Annotated in this window: 14 protein-coding genes; 12 read left to right on the forward strand and 2 right to left on the reverse strand. The window is 44.5% G+C overall.

Annotation, left to right across the window (positions count from 1 at the left end; genetic code table 11):
- Window positions 1-957: 957 nt before the first annotated feature.
- Window positions 958-3,078 carry a fatty acid oxidation complex subunit alpha FadJ gene (gene fadJ / locus ACVBIL_RS13920; RefSeq protein WP_447167571.1) on the reverse strand — a complete coding sequence of 707 codons (2,121 nt, stop codon included), beginning with the start codon at window positions 3,076-3,078 and terminating at the stop codon, window positions 958-960.
- Window positions 3,079-3,082: 4 nt separating this feature from the next.
- Window positions 3,083-4,393, reverse strand: a complete 1,311-nt coding sequence (fadI, locus tag ACVBIL_RS13925) for an acetyl-CoA C-acyltransferase FadI (protein ID WP_447167572.1) — start codon at window positions 4,391-4,393, stop codon at window positions 3,083-3,085.
- A 394-nt stretch (window positions 4,394-4,787) separates the two neighbouring features.
- Between fadI and ACVBIL_RS13930 the strand changes: the two genes are divergently transcribed.
- The 12 genes from ACVBIL_RS13930 to ACVBIL_RS13985 all read left to right on the forward strand — a co-directional run bounded on the left by ACVBIL_RS13930 (window position 4,788) and on the right by ACVBIL_RS13985 (window position 18,588).
- The gene (locus ACVBIL_RS13930; protein WP_447167573.1) at window positions 4,788-5,744 is read left to right on the forward strand and encodes an AAA family ATPase; all 957 of its coding nucleotides are present in this window, start codon (window positions 4,788-4,790) and stop codon (window positions 5,742-5,744) included.
- Window positions 5,744-6,673 carry a DUF58 domain-containing protein gene (locus tag ACVBIL_RS13935; protein WP_447167574.1) on the forward strand — a complete coding sequence of 310 codons (930 nt, stop codon included), beginning with the start codon at window positions 5,744-5,746 and terminating at the stop codon, window positions 6,671-6,673. Before ACVBIL_RS13930 ends, ACVBIL_RS13935 begins: the two co-directional genes overlap by 1 nt.
- A complete protein-coding gene (locus tag ACVBIL_RS13940; RefSeq protein WP_447167575.1) occupies window positions 6,674-7,180 on the forward strand; it encodes a DUF4381 domain-containing protein in 507 nt (168 codons plus the stop codon).
- Entirely contained in the window at window positions 7,174-8,187 is a 1,014-nt protein-coding gene (locus ACVBIL_RS13945) for a vWA domain-containing protein (protein ID WP_447167576.1), read from the forward strand. The genes ACVBIL_RS13940 and ACVBIL_RS13945 overlap by 7 nt, the downstream gene beginning before the upstream one ends.
- Before the next feature lie 2 nt (window positions 8,188-8,189).
- Window positions 8,190-10,151, forward strand: coding sequence for a VWA domain-containing protein (locus tag ACVBIL_RS13950; RefSeq protein ID WP_447167577.1), 1,962 nt, complete (start codon window positions 8,190-8,192; stop codon window positions 10,149-10,151).
- On the forward strand, window positions 10,145-11,779 hold the full coding sequence (locus ACVBIL_RS13955) for a BatD family protein (RefSeq protein WP_447167578.1): 1,635 nt from the start codon (window positions 10,145-10,147) through the stop codon (window positions 11,777-11,779). The genes ACVBIL_RS13950 and ACVBIL_RS13955 overlap by 7 nt, the downstream gene beginning before the upstream one ends.
- Before the next feature lie 260 nt (window positions 11,780-12,039).
- Window positions 12,040-12,603 carry a sigma-70 family RNA polymerase sigma factor gene (locus ACVBIL_RS13960; protein WP_447167579.1) on the forward strand — a complete coding sequence of 188 codons (564 nt, stop codon included), beginning with the start codon at window positions 12,040-12,042 and terminating at the stop codon, window positions 12,601-12,603.
- A complete protein-coding gene (locus ACVBIL_RS13965) occupies window positions 12,596-13,300 on the forward strand; it encodes a DUF3379 domain-containing protein (RefSeq protein WP_447167623.1) in 705 nt (234 codons plus the stop codon). The genes ACVBIL_RS13960 and ACVBIL_RS13965 overlap by 8 nt, the downstream gene beginning before the upstream one ends.
- Window positions 13,301-13,440: 140 nt before the next feature.
- Window positions 13,441-14,892, forward strand: coding sequence for a sodium/proline symporter PutP (gene putP, locus ACVBIL_RS13970; RefSeq protein WP_447167580.1), 1,452 nt, complete (start codon window positions 13,441-13,443; stop codon window positions 14,890-14,892).
- A gap of 352 nt (window positions 14,893-15,244) precedes the next feature.
- Window positions 15,245-16,537, forward strand: a complete 1,293-nt coding sequence (locus ACVBIL_RS13975) for an OmpP1/FadL family transporter (protein WP_447167581.1) — start codon at window positions 15,245-15,247, stop codon at window positions 16,535-16,537.
- 184 nt (window positions 16,538-16,721) lie between these two features.
- On the forward strand, window positions 16,722-17,438 hold the full coding sequence (locus tag ACVBIL_RS13980; RefSeq protein ID WP_447167582.1) for an SIMPL domain-containing protein: 717 nt from the start codon (window positions 16,722-16,724) through the stop codon (window positions 17,436-17,438).
- 109 nt (window positions 17,439-17,547) lie between these two features.
- Window positions 17,548-18,588, forward strand: coding sequence for an efflux RND transporter periplasmic adaptor subunit (locus ACVBIL_RS13985; RefSeq protein WP_447167583.1), 1,041 nt, complete (start codon window positions 17,548-17,550; stop codon window positions 18,586-18,588).
- The last annotated feature ends 5 nt before the right edge of the window (window positions 18,589-18,593 follow it).

Here is an 18,593-nt window from a genome sequence, read left to right on the forward strand (position 1 = left end):
GGTATTCCAAACATTAAGTACACGGCTGGCATTCCAAACATTAAGTACACGGCTGGCATTCCAAACATTAAGTACACGGCTGGTATCCCAAACATTAAGTACGCCAACCAAGCAACGGCTTAATTAAGGACATGACTATGTTTGATTCAATTAAAAAAGCACTTGGTCTTGATAAGCCGACTCGTAAAAAAGTGCAGCTTCCTGAAGGCTTGAACCATTTAGAAGTGATCCCAGCTAAAGGTTGGTGGAACTAAGTAAGACGATAAAAATTGTAAGGAGTATGATTATGTTTGATTCACTGATGAAAATGTTTGGATTAGCAAAGCCTGCTCGTAAGAAAGTTCAACTTCCAGATGGGTTGAACCACTTAGAAGTTATTCCCGCCAGAGGTTGGTGGAGCTAGGCTTAAGCCTGAGTTCAAATAATAAAAAAGGAGCCTCGGCTCCTTTTTTGTTACTTAAACTCGTGTGGCGGAACATTCACACACTAAAAGCTTAAAAAGTAATTAAAACGCCCTGCCTGCCCATCGCTTCGCGGTATGCCAACTGTTTATGAGAATTAAATAGCGGATAGGCTACAGGCCCTAATAATGTACCAGCAAATGCCCATCGTTTAACAGGAAGCCCCGCCTTAAATGCTGAATGACCTAACGAATAGCCCGAACAGATTAATATCAATACAATTGAGATTAGCACTTATTTTCACCCCACAACCAATAAGCTAGCCTTAAAAGGCTGACAACTTGTAGCGCATTATATAGATAAAACCAGATAAATGAGAGTATTCTTTAGGCACACAAAGTTGAGGTAATGAATTCAAGAGCATTAACTCCAGAGCATTTACTTAAGAGTACTAGATTGATAGCAATAACCTAGAACAAATAAAAAAGCGGCATTATGCTGCCGCTTTGTTAACTTCACTCTGTTAAACCTAGCTTGTTAGGTTTAGCCCTTTTACCTAACTGAAGAAGCGTGTTCCCTCTTCCGCCATCTGTTTCAGTTTAGCTGCTGGCTCAAAACGACTACCATACCTAGATTGATAGTTTTCTAAGATCTTAACTAAATTTGCAGCGCCTAGCGTGTCAATATAATGGAAAGGGCCGCCCAAGAACGGTGGGAAGCCTATACCAAATATCGCACCAATATCACCATCTCTTGGGCTTGCGATAATGTTCTCTTCTAAGCATCGTACCGCTTCATTTAGCATCTGCACAACACAGCGCTGAGCAACTTCTGAGGCCTCAGTATCAACCCCAGGCTTTAATCCTAAAACCGTATAGACAGTTTCATCGACTTGTTTAGCCTTCTTCTTAGTGCCGTATAGATAGAAACCTTTACCGTTCTTACGGCCCTTTCTATCATCAGCTAATAGCTTATCGAATGCTGCAGGCGCTTTAAACCGCTCACCTAATTCTTTTTCAAGGATCGGTGAAATTTTAGCACCAACATCAATACCCACTTCATCCAATAGTGTCATTGGTCCAACGGGGAAGCCAAACTTTACTAACGCTTTATCAAGATGTTCAACGCTCTGCCCTTCGAGTAAGAGCTGAGCCGCTTCATTCATATAAAGCGCTAAGATACGGTTTACATAAAACCCGGCGCCATCTTGCACAACTATCGGTGTCTTACCTTGTTTCTTGGCAAATGCAACGGTTGTTGCAATCGTTTCAGCCGACGTTTTCTCATGAGCGATAACTTCAACTAGTGGCATTTTTTCAACCGGGGAGAAATAGTGTAGACCGATAACATTCTCAGGACGGCTAGCCGCTTCAGCAATTTGTCCAATTGGCAAAGAGGAGGTATTTGAAGCAAAAATAGTATGTTCACCACATTCACGCTCTACATCTTTCACCATTTGATGCTTAAGGGCTAAATCTTCAAAAACAGCCTCGACAACAATATCCGCATCTTTAATGCCTTTATATTCTGTCGTGGTTGTCATCAACGCCATTAAATTGTCACGCACAGCTGGCGTCATATGGCGACGCTTTACACCTTTGTCGAGAAGTTTATAAGCATACGCTAACGCGTTACTCAGTCCTGTTTCGCTGATGTCTTTAACTCGTGCAGGGATCTTAGCCTTAGTCGTGGTAACGGAGGCGATACCGCCACCCATTAGCCCACCACCAAGCACCATAACCTTATTCACTTTCCGAGGTTCGACATCACCGGCACCCGTCTCTTTTTTCATCTCTGTGGTCGCAAAGAAAATACTGCGCAGTGCGTCAGACTCTTTAGACATAACAAGCTCGGCAAAATGACTCGCTTCGACTTCAAGTCCTTTAGCCATGCCTTTCGTCATACCTTGGCGAACACAATCAATAATCTTAGCCGGTGCTGGATAATTACCTTGGGTCTTTTTAGCAACCTGTTTAGCCGCTTGATCGAAAATAATATTACGGCCTGCACTCGTCCCTTCAAGCACTTTATTAATTAAAGATAGCTTCTTTTTCTTCGCAGGACGTTTACCGGCCAAAGCCATTTCGACTGCCGTTCGTAGCAAAATTGACTCAGGCACCGCATCATCAACTAAGCCCATTTTTAGTGCTTGCTTAGGACGCAACTGTTTACCTGTCAGCATCATATCCAGCGCGGTTGTCACGCCAACTAAACGCGGAAGGCGCTGTGTCCCCCCTCCGCCAGGAAGTAGACCTAACTGAACTTCAGGCACCCCCATCATGGTTTTTGGACTTAATGAACACACGCGCTGATGACAAGCAAGAGCCAGTTCTAAACCACCGCCTAGACAAGCACCATTTATCGCTGCAACCACGGGAATAGATAAGCTTTCGAGTTCGTTAAATACCACATGTCCCTGCTGCGAAAGTAATTTCGCATCTTCTGCCGTTTCACACGCATCCAGCATCGAAATATCGGCGCCGGCAACAAACGAATCTTTTTTACCCGAAATTAAAACCAGCCCTTTTATGCTGCTATCGGCTTTGATCTCAGCAAGTACATCGCTTATCTCAGGGCCGAACTCGCTTCGTAGGGTATTCATGGTCTCGCCCGGCACGTCCATGGTTAATACGGCAATACCATCATCGCGGCGAGTTAAATTAAATGTCTTTTCCATGTGATTACTCCACTTCAACAATCATTGCTGCACCTAAACCACCCGCAGCACATGCTGTTGCGAGACCTGTACCGCCACCACGGCGTTTCAACTCATGACACACCTGAGTCACCAAACGTGTGCCAGTTGCTGCAAATGGGTGACCATAAGCAAGCGAGCCACCTAGTACGTTAAACTTACTCATATCGATTTCGCCAATTGCACGATTACGCCCGAGCTTTTCCTGTGCGAACTTTTTCGAGCCAAACATCTGCATATTGGCCAATGTTTGTGCCGCAAATGCTTCATGCATCTCAATCAAGGTCAGATCTTCAAGTTCCATTCCTGCGCGTTTAAGTGCAAGTGGCGTTGCGTATGACGGCCCCATCAGCATGTCTTGCCATACGTCAATGGCAGTAAAGGCGTAACTTTTGATATAACCAATCGGAGTGTAACCTAAGGCTTTAGCGCGGCCTTCACTCATCAATAACACTGCTGATGCACCATCCGTTAACGGTGTGCTGTTGGCGGCTGTGACAGAACCATGTTTACGATCAAATGCCGGACGTAATTTGGCGTAAGACTCTAGTGTTGAGTTTTCACGAATATTGTTATCGCGATCAATAAAGGACTTATAAGGTGGGACGTGTGCGGCCATCACTTCTTCTTTGAGTTTGCCCGCATTCCATGTTTCTGTCGCTAAAGTATGTGAGCGATGAGCTAAGGCATCTTGATCGGCGCGGCTAATATTATAAGTCTTAGCCATCTGCTCGGCAGTTTGTCCCATAGACAAGCCCGTTGAATACTCGGCAACAGCAGGTGGAACAGGCAGCAAGTCTTTCAACCCTAAACGGCGGAAGATAGCCAGTCTTTGGCCGAAACTGCGAGCTTTATTAAGGTCAACTAAGGCATGGGCGAGCTTCTTAGACACACCGATAGGCACGACAGAGGAAGAGTCGGCGCCACCAGCAATGCCAATATCCATATTGCCAGTCATGATAGACTCCGCGACATTTACCGTTGACTGAAAGCTGGTCGCACAAGCACGCGTTACACTGTAAGCATCTGTACTGACATTCATCCCCGTGCCCAACACAATTTCACGAGCAATATTAGGCGCAGCGGGCATCAGTACCACTTGACCATAAACAAGCTGTTCAATCTCTTTAGGATCCAGCTCTGAGCGAGACAGCAACTCATTGACGACCATCTTACCCATATCTAATGCCGATACCCCGTGAAAGGCAGTGGCTTGTTTAGCAAATGGTGTACGTAATCCTGAGACAATCGCAATGCGCTCGCCCCTCGCATTCTTCACCTGTTGTCTATCACTCATTTTTCGCCCTCTTATTCTGCCCGCGAATCGATAATTGCGCGCTTTCTTATATCCTTGAGAAACCCGTTTACATTCGAGTAAACAGGTCTGACCATTAAAGTGTGATCTGATTCTAACTTCTTACTGAAAAGTTTTAAACACTTGTTTGTTTCTTTGTCTTAAATATATGAATAAAATGTTGATTAACATCAGTTAATGAACTTTTTTTAGATTGCCACTGTCTATGCATTTATTGATGAACGAATAATGTATCGATATGAATAAATATTTGAGAGCATTTTATAGAGGCACGTAAACTTGCCTAAAGGTAAATTGGCACTAGCCAAACCTTGAGGGAGTTTTTATTATGTCGTGGGTCTATATCTAACTAACTTTAAATAAACCGAGTAGCATCATGCCTTTGAGTCGATTTCACGCGTTACGCGAATACTTAAATACTGTCATTTTAGGACAACCTATTCTCACCGAGAATCTACTAATTGCGTTAATTGCCGACGGACATCTATTAGTTGAAGGCCCACCCGGTCTTGCTAAGACTCGCGCAGTCAAAGCCTTATGTGATGGCGTAGAAGGCGATTTTCATCGCATTCAATTTACCCCCGATTTATTACCAGCCGACTTAACGGGTACCGATATTTATCGCGCCCAAACGGCAACCTTTGAATTTGAAGCGGGTCCGATTTTTCATAACCTAATTTTGGCCGACGAAATTAATCGCGCCCCAGCCAAGGTCCAATCTGCTTTGTTGGAGGCCATGGCCGAAGGCCAAGTCACAGTGGGCAAGCATAGCTATCAACTCCCAGAGCTGTTTTTGGTGATGGCAACACAAAACCCACTCGAAAACGAAGGTACGTACCCGTTACCTGAAGCGCAATTAGACCGATTCTTAATGCACTTGAATTTGGATTACCCTAGTGCTGAAACTGAATTCGAGATCATGAGAATGTCTCGCAATGAAGCATTAAAGAAAGACGCCCCTCGAGTAGAACCCATTATCCAAGGCGATATTTTTGCCGCCAGAGAAAACGCACTGCAAATTTACCTAGCTGAACCGCTAGAGAAGTACATCGTTGATATCATTATGGCAACCCGTAAGCCTGAAGCTTACAGCCAAGAGCTTGCAAGTTGGCTAGAGTATGGTGTTAGTCCACGTGCAACCTTATCACTTGAACGCTGCGCCCGTGCGCGCGCTTATCTGCACGAGCGTGATTTTGTGTCGCCAGAGGATATCCAAGCCGTTGCACCCAACGTGCTGCGCCACCGCTTGTTATTAAGCTATCAAGCACAAGCCGATGGTATTACCGCTGACGATGTGATCAATTATATTCTTTCTCAAGTTGCGGTCCCTTAATGGTCAAGTCTGAACTGCCGTTGTTTAGCGACGGCATTAATATCACTGAAAAAGAGTTACTCGCTTGCCAAAGCTTGGCGCGAGCTTTGCCAGAAAAACGAGCTAAAGCCAAGGCGAATCTTGCCGGGCATCGTGCCAGTTCGATTAAAGGCCGAGGCATGGAATTTGCCGAGGTGCGCCATTATCAAAGTGGCGATGATGTTCGTACCATCGACTGGCGAGTCACTGCGCGAACGGGAAAAGCGCATACCAAACTTTTTGTTGAAGAACGCGAACGCCCTGTCTTATTGCTACTCGATCTTAGCCACAGCTTATATTTTGGATCGAGCTTAATGTTGCAATCGGTACAAGCGGCGCACCTAGCAACAACTCTTGGCTGGAGCGCTATCCAACATGGAGATCGCTTAGGTGCGCTCATTGCGACTGAGCAAGAGCATATCGAGCTTAAACCAAGAAGCCGCCAACAGGGTATATTGCAAGTGATCTCTGCCATAAAAAAACTGCATGAGAATCAACTGCAAAATATTGCACAGCAAGAGCCAGAGCCCGATCATTTAACCAAAGCCTGCCAACGATTACGACGGCTTGCCAAACCTGGTTCATTAATATGGATCATCTCCGATGGCAGTCATTTCACACCTGGATGCTTAGCCGCCCTATCTGACTTGAAGCGACACTGTGATATGGGCGCTTTTTTAATCACCGACCCATTGCGCCAAGGGCAATTACCATTGCCTAAGCACTTTCAGCTTCCCGTGAAAGAAGGTGCAAAAGAGCTCACTATTGACCGAAATAGCTACGAGCAATGGCTTACGAACCAACAACATCTACAAAGCCAATTTATTGAAATGATGCAAAAGCTCAATGTTGAAACCCGTCTTCTTGATGCAGGGCAACGCCTTAATCAGCAATTAGGGGCGCTTAGATAAATGACCAATACTGTTAACCCCGCACTTGCCTCGATGCTAGATATTCAAACACCTAGCGAGATAGGCTTGTGGCCATTAGCGTTCGGATATTGGATTGCGCTGTTTGTCATCCTAGTACTTGTCACCCTTGGCTTTATCTGGCTAAAACAACGTCAGCAAATCCATGCAGCCAAACGAGCGGCATTATCCGAGTTAGCCGCATTAAATATAGACAGTGAACAATATGCCACTGACGTTAGCAGCTTACTTAAGCGTGCTGCGATGAGCTATTCGGATCGCAGTCAAGTCGCACAGCTCAGTGGTAATGATTGGTACCAGTGGCTTAACGCGCAAATGACGACGTCTCAAGATGAACTGTGCCGATTATTAGCTACCCGCTTTCAACCTAATCAACTCAGTATTGATGACAAACAATCACTTAAGCGACATGCACAGCACTGGTTAAAAACGGCCCTGCCACTTGCAAAAGCAACATGTAAATCAGCAAAGGAGCTAAGCCCATGTTAACGCTTGCCTGGCCCTTTTTATTATTGCTATTACCACTACCGCTAATTTTTCGAAGCAAACAACAGAAACAACAGCTTGGTGGGCACCTGTTACTACCTGGTGCGAGTTTGCCTAACCAGGTGACCGCCACAGAGGAGATCCGAAAAAGCCAAAAACGTTATTGGCTAGTTTGGTGTTTGCTGGTGCTAGCGTGCGCCCGTCCTCTATGGGTTGGCGAGCCTATTGAGCTACCGAGTAAAGGCCGAGACCTAATGTTATCGGTTGATTTGTCAGGCAGTATGCAAATAGAAGACATGGTGCTAGACGGTAAAGTGGTTGATCGCTTTAGCCTTATTCAACATGTCATCAGTGACTTTATCGAGCGTAGAAAAGGCGACCGTATAGGGCTTATCCTCTTTGCTGACCATGCTTATTTACAATCTCCACTCACTCAAGATAGACGCACCGTTGCACAATATTTGAAAGAAGCACAAATCGGTTTAGTCGGTAAGCAAACCGCTATTGGTGAAGCCATTGCACTTGCCGTTAAACGCTTTGACAAAGTCCAGCAGAGTAATCGCGTATTAATCTTGCTAACTGATGGCTCAAATAATGCGGGAGCAATTTCACCTGAACAAGCGACAAAAATTGCGGCGAAAAGAGGGATCACCATTTACACAATAGGAGTCGGCGCCGATGTCATGGAGCGTAGAACCTTATTTGGTAAAGAACGCGTTAATCCATCTATGGATTTGGATGAATCTCAGTTGCAAGACATCGCGCAAATAACAGGGGGGCAATATTTCAGAGCTCGCAATACCGAAGAGCTTGAACAGATCTATCAAGCTATTGACACTCTTGAGCCTGTTGCTCGCGATCAAATCAGTTATCGACCACAAGCAGAGTTATTTTACTGGCCGCTTGGAATCGGACTATTAGTGTCAATTCTTATATCACTGAGCCAAGTCCCGTTTCTTGGCAGCAGTCCAATAAAAAAAGTTAAACATCACCTTAAAGGAGGACGTTAAACATGCATTTTCTTCGTCCTGAATGGCTAATTGCACTATTGCCACTCGCCTTACTTTTGTTTGTTTTATTTAAAAGCAAAACCGCTAGCTCTAACTGGAAGCATTATATTGCGCCTCACTTAGCAAGAGTGTTAGTCGGTGGCTCAGTTAAAAAGAAGCACAACAATATAGGTTACCTAGCCATAACTTGGTTCATCGCCGTGTTTGCCTTATCGGGGCCTGCTTTTGAGAAAAAATCCCTGCCTGTATATGAGTCAGCACAAGGGCGAGTCATCGTTATGGATATGTCTCTGTCGATGTATGCCAATGACTTAGCACCTAATCGTTTAACCCAAGCAAAATTTAGAGCAACCGATCTTATTGGTGAACTGTCTGAGGGTGAAACGGGGCTTGTGGCTTATGCAGGTGATGCATTCACTATTAGCCCACTAACGCGAGATAAGTCCACATTATTAAACTTACTACCGACTCTTACACCAAGCATAATGCCTGTTAAGGGCTCAAACCTTGAAGCGGCGATGACTCAAGCGCAATCCTTATTAAGTCAAGGAGGACACATTCGAGGTGATATTATTTTATTTACCGATGGCATTTCTGCCACGCAGTTTAAGCGAGCGGAATCGGTACTAAAAGACAGTGCTTATCGCCTTGCCATTATGGCCTTTGGCAGCCAGCAAGGCTCACCAATAAAGTTGCCAGATGGTCAACTATTACGCGACAACGCCAATCAAGTTGTTGTCGCTAAAACAGATTACGGCTTATTAAAAGAACTGGCGAATGACGCTAACGGCATATTAGTGCCTAGCCGAGCAGATGGCTCTGATATCACTCAAATAACCCAATGGCTTGCCAGCACCCAAGATACAAAAGTTAGCGATCTTGAAGGTGAAACCTGGCAGGACTTAGGGCCTTACGTCGCCCTATTTCTGCTATTGCCAGCACTATTTAGCTTTAGAAACGGCATGCTTGCAACTTTTGCATTGTTTGTACTACTTCAACCCAGTGAGCCGGCCTACGCAAGCACTTGGGACAATCTTTGGCAAACTCAAGACCAGCAAGCTATGAAAGTGTATAAAGCCGATGACTATCAAGCCGCCGCGGAGCAATTTGTTGACCCTCAATGGCAGGCTAGCGCACTTTATAAAGCGGGCGACTATGAGCAAGCGCTCAGTGCGTTTGAAAAAGATAAATCTGCAAATGGCCTGTATAACCAAGCTAATACCTTAATGCAGCAAGGTGAATACCAACAGGCACAAAAGCGTTATCAATCAGCACTGGAGCAAGATCCACAGCTTGAAGCCGCTAAACATAATTTAGCGCTTGCAAAGCAACTCCAAGAGCAGCAAAAGCAGCAAGATAATCAACAATCAAATCAACAAAATAAGGATGATCAATCTCAAGAACAGCAGGCCCAAGATAACCCATCTAAAAATGGGCAATCTAAAGATGGCCAGTCACAAGGCGAACAACCACAAGACCATCAACAAGGTGAGTCTGAGCAAAATAGTCAACAAAGCCAGTCAGAGGCTAATGAACAACAGCCTCAGAAGACTGATGCTGAACAAAGTGGTGATAATAGCGAGCAACAAAGTCCACAGGATTCAGATCCGCAAGCAGCAAATGAGCCGAATAATGACGCGAAGATGCAGGCAAAGCCAGAGGATCTAGCTGCACAAGAGTCTATGTCGCAAAGTGCTGCAGACAAAGCACTAGAACAAGAGCAGCAAGCTCAAGCTGATAAACTGCGCGAGCCGAGAGAAGCTCAAACCAGTGAAACAGGGGCTGGAACGCAACAGGTCGCCGCAAGCACATTGCCAACTGATGAGCCTTTACCGCCAGAAATGGAGCGGGCTCTGCGGGCTATATCCGATGACCCCCAAGTCTTGTTACGTAATAAAATGCAACTTGAATACCAGAAACGTCGCCAACAAGGCATCAATTCTAAGGAAAACCAACAGTGGTAATACGGTATATTTTTCTGTTAGCGACTATCGCCCTTTCAGCCGCTTTTCCAGCGAGCGCGATCCAGACACTTCAAGCCTCTGTTGACCGTAACCCGGTTATGGAGGGTGAAACCTTGGTACTGACGGTGACAGCTGATGACGATCTCAACAGCGGTAAGCTTGATACATCTTCATTACTGAAAGACTTTATTGTCGGCCGAACCAGTATCAGTCGCAGTAAGAAAATCATGAATTTTGATGCCAGCAACGAAACGCGATGGCAAGTTCTTCTATCACCGAGAACCAGCGGCAATCTAGTCATTCCCGCATTTAACATCGAGGGTATTAGCTCTAGTCCCATCTCCTTATCTGTACTGAAAGCAGGCTCTCAGCCCCAGCAGATGCAAGATATCTTTATGCGTGCAAATCTCTCTAGCGAAGAGGCGTACGTCGGCCAAATGCTGACCTATAAAGTTAAGCTCTTTTTAGCCTTGGAACTACAGCGTGGAGTACTTAATGCTCCCGACCTTGAAGGGGCACAAATAAAGCAGCTTGGAGAAGATAAAGATAGCACCGACATCGTCAATGGGCGCCGTTACCGTGTCATTGAGCGCAATTATGCCATTATCGCCGACCAACCTGGCGAGCTGACTATCACAGGAGCTAGCTTTTCCGGTGATGTAGTGGTGCAATCGAGACGTAACGGTGCCATGTTCTCATTTAATGAAAGCCGACCAACACAGACTCAAGCCCCAAAAATGACAGTACAGATTAATCCGATACCAGCAGACTATCATGGTCAATGGCTAGTATCTGATCTCGTTGTATTAAAAGAGGATTGGCCAACAACAGCAACAGAGTATGATGTAGGCGATCCAATTACTCGCACCATCACTTTATTGGCTTCAAATACCGATGAGACGAGTTTACCTGAAATAGTCATGTCGACGCCCGTATCATTGAAAAGCTACCCGGAAAAAGCCCAGCGCAATACATTTCTTCGCGACAACCAAATGGTATCTCAGCTCACCCAAACCACCGCTATTGTTGCAACCAGTGCCGGCACTTACACTCTGCCAGAGATTAAAGTGCCTTGGTGGAACCCGCATCTAAATAAACAAGAGTTTGCCACTCTACCCGCACGCACTATTGTTGTTAAAGGTGCTGCGGCAATAGAACCTGTTCAACAACAGATAACTCAAACAGCATCAACGACGACTGCAGGCTTTTGGCCTTGGTTATCTTTAGTCCTTGGACTGCTTTGGCTAATCACTCTCGCGCTCTGGCTCAATGCCCGCAAAAAGCCAACAACGATCACCCAGAGTGACTCAATGCCTATTGCAGTAAAATCGGGCGATACTTTGTCAGCGCTAAAAGCTGCCTGTAGTGCAAAAGATGCTACTCGAACGCTAAATAGTCTAACGCGTTATTACAACGAGCTTTATCAACAACCTATGTCACTGAATCAAATTGCAATGACTGATAAAGTGTTAGCTAACGCTATTGAGCAATTACAGCGTGTAGCATACAGCCCAAGTCAAGCTGCAGAGGATATCGATTATGCCCAGCTTTTATCCGCTGTAAAAACAGCAAAAGCGGGTAACGCTCAAGCTAAAGCGTCGGCTCTTGTAAGGCTCAACCCCAGCTAAGCTCCGGCCAAACTCCAGCCCAAAAAAAGTAGAGTTAGACGAAGGCAAGCTTAACGCCTTTTGAATCGATTAACATACAGACTCAAGCAAAGACGCTTCTATGTAAGCGTCTTTTTGTTTTCAGCTCAAAGCCCAAAGCTAAACGATAAATTGCTTACGTAGCCCAGCTTGGCTACTTTTACACCGTCAAAGTTCACAATTGGTATTCCAACTTCAACGAGGTTAAGCTGTATTTTACACATCCAGTTAGAAAAAATTAAATGTTTGAAAGTTGGCGAAATAAAAAGTCGAACTCCACGGTCTCTTCAGACATGGTTAGCAAACAACGACGATACGATAGCCTTGTCAGGGCACTTCATGCCGATATTTACCGTTTCGCCTATTGGCTATGCGGCGACAAACATATTGCAGAAGATATCACTCAAGAAACCTTTCTCCGTGCTTGGCGCTCACTCGACTCTTTAAAAGATGAGAAAGCGGCTAAAGCTTGGTTAATCACTATTTTACGCCGAGAAAACGCTCGCAGATTTGAGCGTAAGCAACTTAATTACTCCGATGTAGAGCAAGAGTTTATTGAAGATACTTTTTCGGGCAGTACCGAAGAACATGTGGAACAACATTTAATACAGCGACAAATTTCCAAGTTAGAACTTGAATACCGAGAGCCACTACTACTGCAAGTTATTGGTGGCTTTAGTGGTGAGGAGATCGCAAAAATCCTCGATTTGAATCGAAATACCGTTATGACACGTTTATTTAGAGCGAGAAATCAGCTTAAAGATGTACTTGAACAACCAAAACACAGGGGTCAATCCAATGGATGAGCTTACGTTTCGCCGCCAGGCCTACAGTGAACCCAATAACCAAGATCCAGACTTTCTCGATGCTGCGATGGAGTCAGTAGAAAGGGAGGCCTTTTTAAACGATTTAAAAGGGTTAGACAATAAAATCGAGCGGGCATTGAGCATCGATGTTCCCGATGATCTAGCAGCAAAGTTACTGTTAAGACAACAGCTACAACATCATCACTCACAGCGCCGCAAGACAGGTTTTGCCTTTGCACTGGTGGCTTCGGTCGCATTTTTAGCGGGTATGACGTTTACATTAATGAGAATGGGACCCGTAGATCTTAGTCAACACGCCTTAGCGCATGTGCACCATGAAGATAAAGCCCTGCGCATCGATCAAGATGTACCATTTCAAGAGGTAAACTTTCAACTTGCCTCTCTTGGTGGCCAAGGTGATATGAGGTTTACCCAGCAACCGGGTAAAGTCTTTTACAGTACTTACTGTGACTTTCAAGGTGTGCAAAGCCTACATTTAGTTATGCAAGGCGAACAGGGGAAAGTGACCTTATTTATCGTACCGCTAGAAGATCGTATGGTACTTGAAGACGCTTTTGCTGATAATAAATACCAAGGGATGGGCTTTACAACTGATAACGCCTATATGTTACTCGTCAGTGAACAAAGCCAAGACCTTAATTACGTTAAAAACGAAATTAAGCACACATTTATCTAAAATATTTCACAATCAATGATGTTCAAAGAGCATCATTGATTAGATCTTCATCACATCTCCCTCCTTTATTGAGCCTTTGCTCATAAATCTGCTAGCATAGCGCTCACATAAATAGAAAAGAAAAGAAGCGTGAACCACACATGACAATTGAATTACCCGTTTTAATTACTTTTATCGCCTATCTCGCCTTGATGATGGGCATAGGTTTATGGGCTTATAAAGCAACAGATTCTGTAGACGATTATATTTTAGGTGGCCGCGGAATGGGCCCTGCTGTAACAGCACTCAGCGTGGGTGCATCCGATATGTCTGGATGGCTACTTCTTGGCTTACCTGGCGCCGTCTACCTAGGGGGATTAGGAGAGGCCTGGATTGGCATCGGCTTAGTTTTTGGTGCTTGGCTCAATTGGCTATTTGTCGCGAGACGTTTGCGTGTTTATACGCAATTTACTGATAACGCACTCACGCTACCTGACTTTTTTGAAAAACGTTTCGAAGATAAACAAGGCACCTTAAAGCTGGTTTCTGCGGTTACTATCTTAGTCTTTTTCACCTTCTATGCTTCATCAGGCATGGTTGGCGGCGCCATTTTATTTGAGAAAGTATTTGGCCTAGATTACACCTTAGCCCTACTGATCGGCTCTACCATTATCGTAAGTTACACCTTCATTGGTGGCTTTTTAGCCGTTAGCTGGACTGACTTTGCCCAGGGCTGCTTAATGCTGGTTGCACTCCTAATCGTTCCGGTGGCCATTTTCAGCCTTCCTGAAACACAAGTTGGTCTAGAGAACATTGATCCCGCGATGTTGTCTTTGTTTAATGAAAATACCACTTTTATTGGCTTTATATCGCTAATAGCATGGGGACTTGGCTATTTTGGTCAACCACATATTCTTTCGCGCTTTATGGCTATCGCGTCGCCTGATGATATTCCTGTATCACGCCGCATCGCAATGAGCTGGATGCTACTAGCCTTATTAGGTGCATTAGCAACAGGTATTGCTGGTAGTCTTTATTTTGCGGCAGAGCCGTTATCAAACCCTGAAACGGTATTCATTCACCTTGCGCACGCCGCCTTTAACCCATGGATTGGTGGTTTACTTATTGCCGCTATCTTGTCAGCGATTATGAGTACTATCGACTCGCAGCTTCTAGTGTGCTCAAGTGTTGTCACCGAAGATTTCTATAAGAAATGGTTACGCCCTCAAGCGCAAAGCAAAGAGCTTATATTAGTCGGTCGTATTGGTGTATTGGCCATTGCTGTTATTGCGGGTATTGTTGCCCTTAATCCAGACAGTAGCGTGCTTGGTCTTGTGAGTTATGCATGGGCCGGTTTTGGTGCCGCATTTGGTCCTGTGGTGTTGCTTTCACTATTTTGGCGTAACTATAGCCGCAATGGCGCTATCGCTACCATCATTGTTGGCGCGCTTACCGTTGTGATTTGGAAACAACTCACTGGCAGCATTTTCGACATCTATGAAATTCTACCCGGATTTATTTTAGCAACACTTGCTGGTGTGCTCGTCAGTAAACTGCAAAGTCCTCCTGAGGCAATCAAACAGCAGTTCGATAGCTTCGAAGCTAAGCTATAGCTGCAATAGCGAGCGAAAACAGGTAAAAAGCGTACACTTGTACGCTTTTTTGCTTTTAAAGATAACTTCTTTATTTTTCTTGAAGTTACATCCCATTAACCAAGAATCAAACCTGTACACGCTTGCAAGTCCATGCTGGCTATAGTTTCTTTTACACATTTCAATTACTTGCTGCATTTATAACCACAAAACCAAACAACAATTAACCAATAACTAACAACAAAACGATTCTGGTCGGAGTTGTTAGCTAGCTCACATCTCCCTACTATGCACTGGTCTAACAAGTGGATCTTGCCGCTAATCATGAATTAGCCCATATAAGCAAGACCAAAATATAATAGAGATGATAATAATGAAGAATTTCAACAAGACTCTTATTGCTGTATCAGTAGCTCTAGCAAGCACTCAAACAATGGCTGCTGGCTTTCAAATAAACAGCCAATCGGCAACAGGTGTTGGCCGTGCATTCGCCGGTGACGCAGTGATTGCTGATAATGCATCAGTACTTTCACGTAACCCAGCAGCTATGGCGTTGTTTGATGAGAAACAACTTTCAATGGGCTTAACTTATGCTGACGTACAAGTTGAAGTTCAAGATGTATTTGTTAACTCAAACCTAGGTGAACTCCATTACGGTAGTGTTGATGATGGCGCTGAAGCCAAAATTATCCCTAACTTTTATTATGTGAGCCCAGTAAACGACAAGTTCGCTTACGGTGTTGCTATGTTCAGTAATTTCGGCACAGGTACCGATACTACCGATTTATCAAACAACATCGTTGCAGGTGCAATACCCGCTCCTATTGATCTGCTTGGTAAGACTGAAGTGACAACTATCAACTTCAATCTAAGTGCATCATACCGCATCAACGATAACTTCAGTGTGGGTGCAGGTCTTGATGTGATCTATGGCTCTGGCACGTTAACACGTGGTGGTGCAATGCCAACACCTGAAGGACCACAACATGTAGAGCTCGTTGATGTAGATGCTGAAGGTATCGCTTTTGGTGGTATTGTCGGCGCTGTATATGAAATCAATGCAGACAACCGTTTTGGTATCAGCTACCGCTTCAGCCCAGAGTTCAGCGCCGACGGTACAGTAATTTTCACAGGCAAGCACTACGAAGAGATCAACATTCCTCTTCCAGATATCTTCCAAGTTGCCGGTTTCCACCAGCTAACAGAAAAGTTTGCATTGCATTACACTGCCCAGTTGACTACTTGGGGAGATTTCCACGAGATCACGGTTACCGATCCTTCTGAAGCTCAACTAAAGAAATACGCTTGGGATGACTCTTGGTTATTCAGTGTTGGTGGAACATATACCCTAACTGACACATGGACACTGCGTGCAGGTTACATGTTTGACCAAGGCGTAGTGGGCGAAGTCAGCTCTATCTCTATTCCAGATTCAGACCGTCAGTGGTATACCATGGGTGCGACTTACAACCTATCTAAAAACACTAGTTTAGATTTTGGTATCGCATTTGTTCGCGGCGAAGAAACACATCTTACAGAACAAAGCTCAGTCTTAGGTATGGTTGGCATGTTAAACCCTGAGCTTGGCCCTGATTTAGGTACTGTACATGCGACTACTACGTCAAATGCTACGTACTACTCTATTCAATACAACTACAAGTTCTAAGCTAAGCGCTTAACAGTAAAACTGTTTGTGTTTTAAAAGCCGCATATTAATGCGGCTTTTTTATTGCCTTTAGTCTATCGCCCTGAGTTCTAATAAATCCGATATACTGATGAAAGCTTATTCATTGTCTTAATCTGCTATTCCCTGCTAACTTAACAGTACTTGCAGTAACTCTGAGTACTTTATGTCTAAGCACAATGCCCTACCCGCCCTTATTCTTGGTGGTTTACTCTGCTTTGGCCTGATAATGTCAGCGAGTACCGTTGGCGATAAACTGATTAAGATGAAAGCGATGGATCGAACGGTCACCGTAAAAGGCTTAGCCGAAAAAGAGGTGCGAGCAAACATTGCTATTTGGCCAATTCGATTCAGTGAGGTCGATAACAATCTCAATAACCTTTACCAGACAGTGCAGAGCAAAACGAACAAGGTCGTCGAATTTTTACAGCAGCAAGGCTTTAGTGACAGTGAAATAACCGTTGCGCTACCTGCAATTGAAGACAGACAAGCCCAAGGTTATGTCGATCCAAATGTTAAATACCGTTACGCCGCAAAAATCTCTATTTCTTTATATACTGACAGAGTCGATTTACTGCTTAAAACCCGCACTAATATGTTAAGCCTAGTTAAAGACGGCATTGCCATTTCCGATCAAGACTACAATAGTAAAGCGCAGTTTTTGTTTACAGAGCTAAACAGAGTCAAACCAGAAATGATTCAATCTGCCACTCAAAATGCACGCCAAGTCGCAGAAAAATTTGCCAAGGACTCTGATTCCAAGCTAGGTAAAATTAAAAAAGCGACGCAAGGACAATTTAGTATTAACGACAGAGACAGCAACACTCCCTACATCAAAAAAATCCGTATCGTTTCTACATTGACCTACTACCTTAACGATTAAGTTAGCAAGCTGAAAAACATCCATCGCATTTTTCTAATGAATAGTGATTGCAGTTAGCCATCTCTTCCATTAGAATTATTGCATGGATTGATTTTGACGTATAATAATTATGAAAAAAACACTATTGGGTTATCTCTTATTAGGCTCTATCCCCTTCATCAGCATCCCTGCTGCTGCAGCAGAAGGTAAGCAGCTCGAGTCTATAACGGTGGCTGCAAAGAGCTATGCTAATTGGGTATCTCTTGACGCAATTGTGGAGCCAACTCAATCCGCGACGGTCTCAGCCCAAACTTCTGGTCGAATTATCAACCTTAATTATGATATTAACGATATCGTTCCTGAAGGCGCTGCTTTACTCGAAATCACCAATAAAGAGCAAGGTGCACAACTTGCTGCTGCCGAAGCTGATTACGCCAAAGCCAATGCACTTAACACCGAAGCTCAACTTCAACTTGAACGCTATCAACAGCTATTTCCCAAAGGCGCAATTTCAAAAGGGGAAATGGATGAAGCAGAAGCCAATGCCAAATCAACCAAACAGGCGGTTAGCGCGGCTAATGCACAAATAACTCAAGCAACAGAGTCGTTAAAATACACGGTTGTTAGCGCACCTTTTTCAGGCGTTGTAACCCAAAGACATGTAGAGCAAGGTGAAACCGTCAGTCCTGGGCAGCCACTCTACTCTGGCTACTCAGTCAAACAAATGCGCGCCGTCACCCAAGTTCCTCAACGTTATATCGAAGCACTAAAACTGCAGCCCGTGTTCAAGTTAACCTTAGATAACGGCCAACAGTTCGACGTAGATACCCCAACTCTGTTCAGTTTTGTTGACCCTCAAAGTCGCAGTTACAAAGTGCGTATACCACTGCCTCAAAACACTCGGGGCGCATTCCCAGGAAGCCTTATCAAAGCGCAGTTTATTAGTGGCAGTCGACAGGCTATTTTTATCCCTCAATCGGCATTACTGACCATGAATGAGCTCAGTGCCGTTTATATTCAGCAAAATGACACCTGGGTACTCAATCAAGTGAGATTGGGCCAGACCGATAATGCAATGGTTGAGATCCTTGCGGGCTTATCCGATGGCGATATTGTCGCAAAAGATGCCTATCAGGCACTGCTAATGCTTAAGCAAAGTCATAAACCATAAAACCT

It is taken from the genome of Shewanella sp. 125m-7, from assembly GCF_052977045.1.

Coding starts and splice junctions, on each gene's coding strand:
- fadJ (WP_447167571.1), bottom strand. CDS start 3,078: ATGGAAAAGACATTTAATTTAACTCGCCGCGATGATGGTATTGCCGTA.
- fadI (WP_447167572.1), bottom strand. CDS start 4,393: ATGAGTGATAGACAACAGGTGAAGAATGCGAGGGGCGAGCGCATTGCG.
- ACVBIL_RS13930 (WP_447167573.1), top strand. CDS start 4,788: ATGCCTTTGAGTCGATTTCACGCGTTACGCGAATACTTAAATACTGTC.
- ACVBIL_RS13935 (WP_447167574.1), top strand. CDS start 5,744: ATGGTCAAGTCTGAACTGCCGTTGTTTAGCGACGGCATTAATATCACT.
- ACVBIL_RS13940 (WP_447167575.1), top strand. CDS start 6,674: ATGACCAATACTGTTAACCCCGCACTTGCCTCGATGCTAGATATTCAA.
- ACVBIL_RS13945 (WP_447167576.1), top strand. CDS start 7,174: ATGTTAACGCTTGCCTGGCCCTTTTTATTATTGCTATTACCACTACCG.
- ACVBIL_RS13950 (WP_447167577.1), top strand. CDS start 8,190: ATGCATTTTCTTCGTCCTGAATGGCTAATTGCACTATTGCCACTCGCC.
- ACVBIL_RS13960 (WP_447167579.1), top strand. CDS start 12,040: ATGTTTGAAAGTTGGCGAAATAAAAAGTCGAACTCCACGGTCTCTTCA.
- ACVBIL_RS13965 (WP_447167623.1), top strand. CDS start 12,596: ATGGATGAGCTTACGTTTCGCCGCCAGGCCTACAGTGAACCCAATAAC.
- putP (WP_447167580.1), top strand. CDS start 13,441: ATGACAATTGAATTACCCGTTTTAATTACTTTTATCGCCTATCTCGCC.
- ACVBIL_RS13975 (WP_447167581.1), top strand. CDS start 15,245: ATGAAGAATTTCAACAAGACTCTTATTGCTGTATCAGTAGCTCTAGCA.
- ACVBIL_RS13980 (WP_447167582.1), top strand. CDS start 16,722: ATGTCTAAGCACAATGCCCTACCCGCCCTTATTCTTGGTGGTTTACTC.
- ACVBIL_RS13985 (WP_447167583.1), top strand. CDS start 17,548: ATGAAAAAAACACTATTGGGTTATCTCTTATTAGGCTCTATCCCCTTC.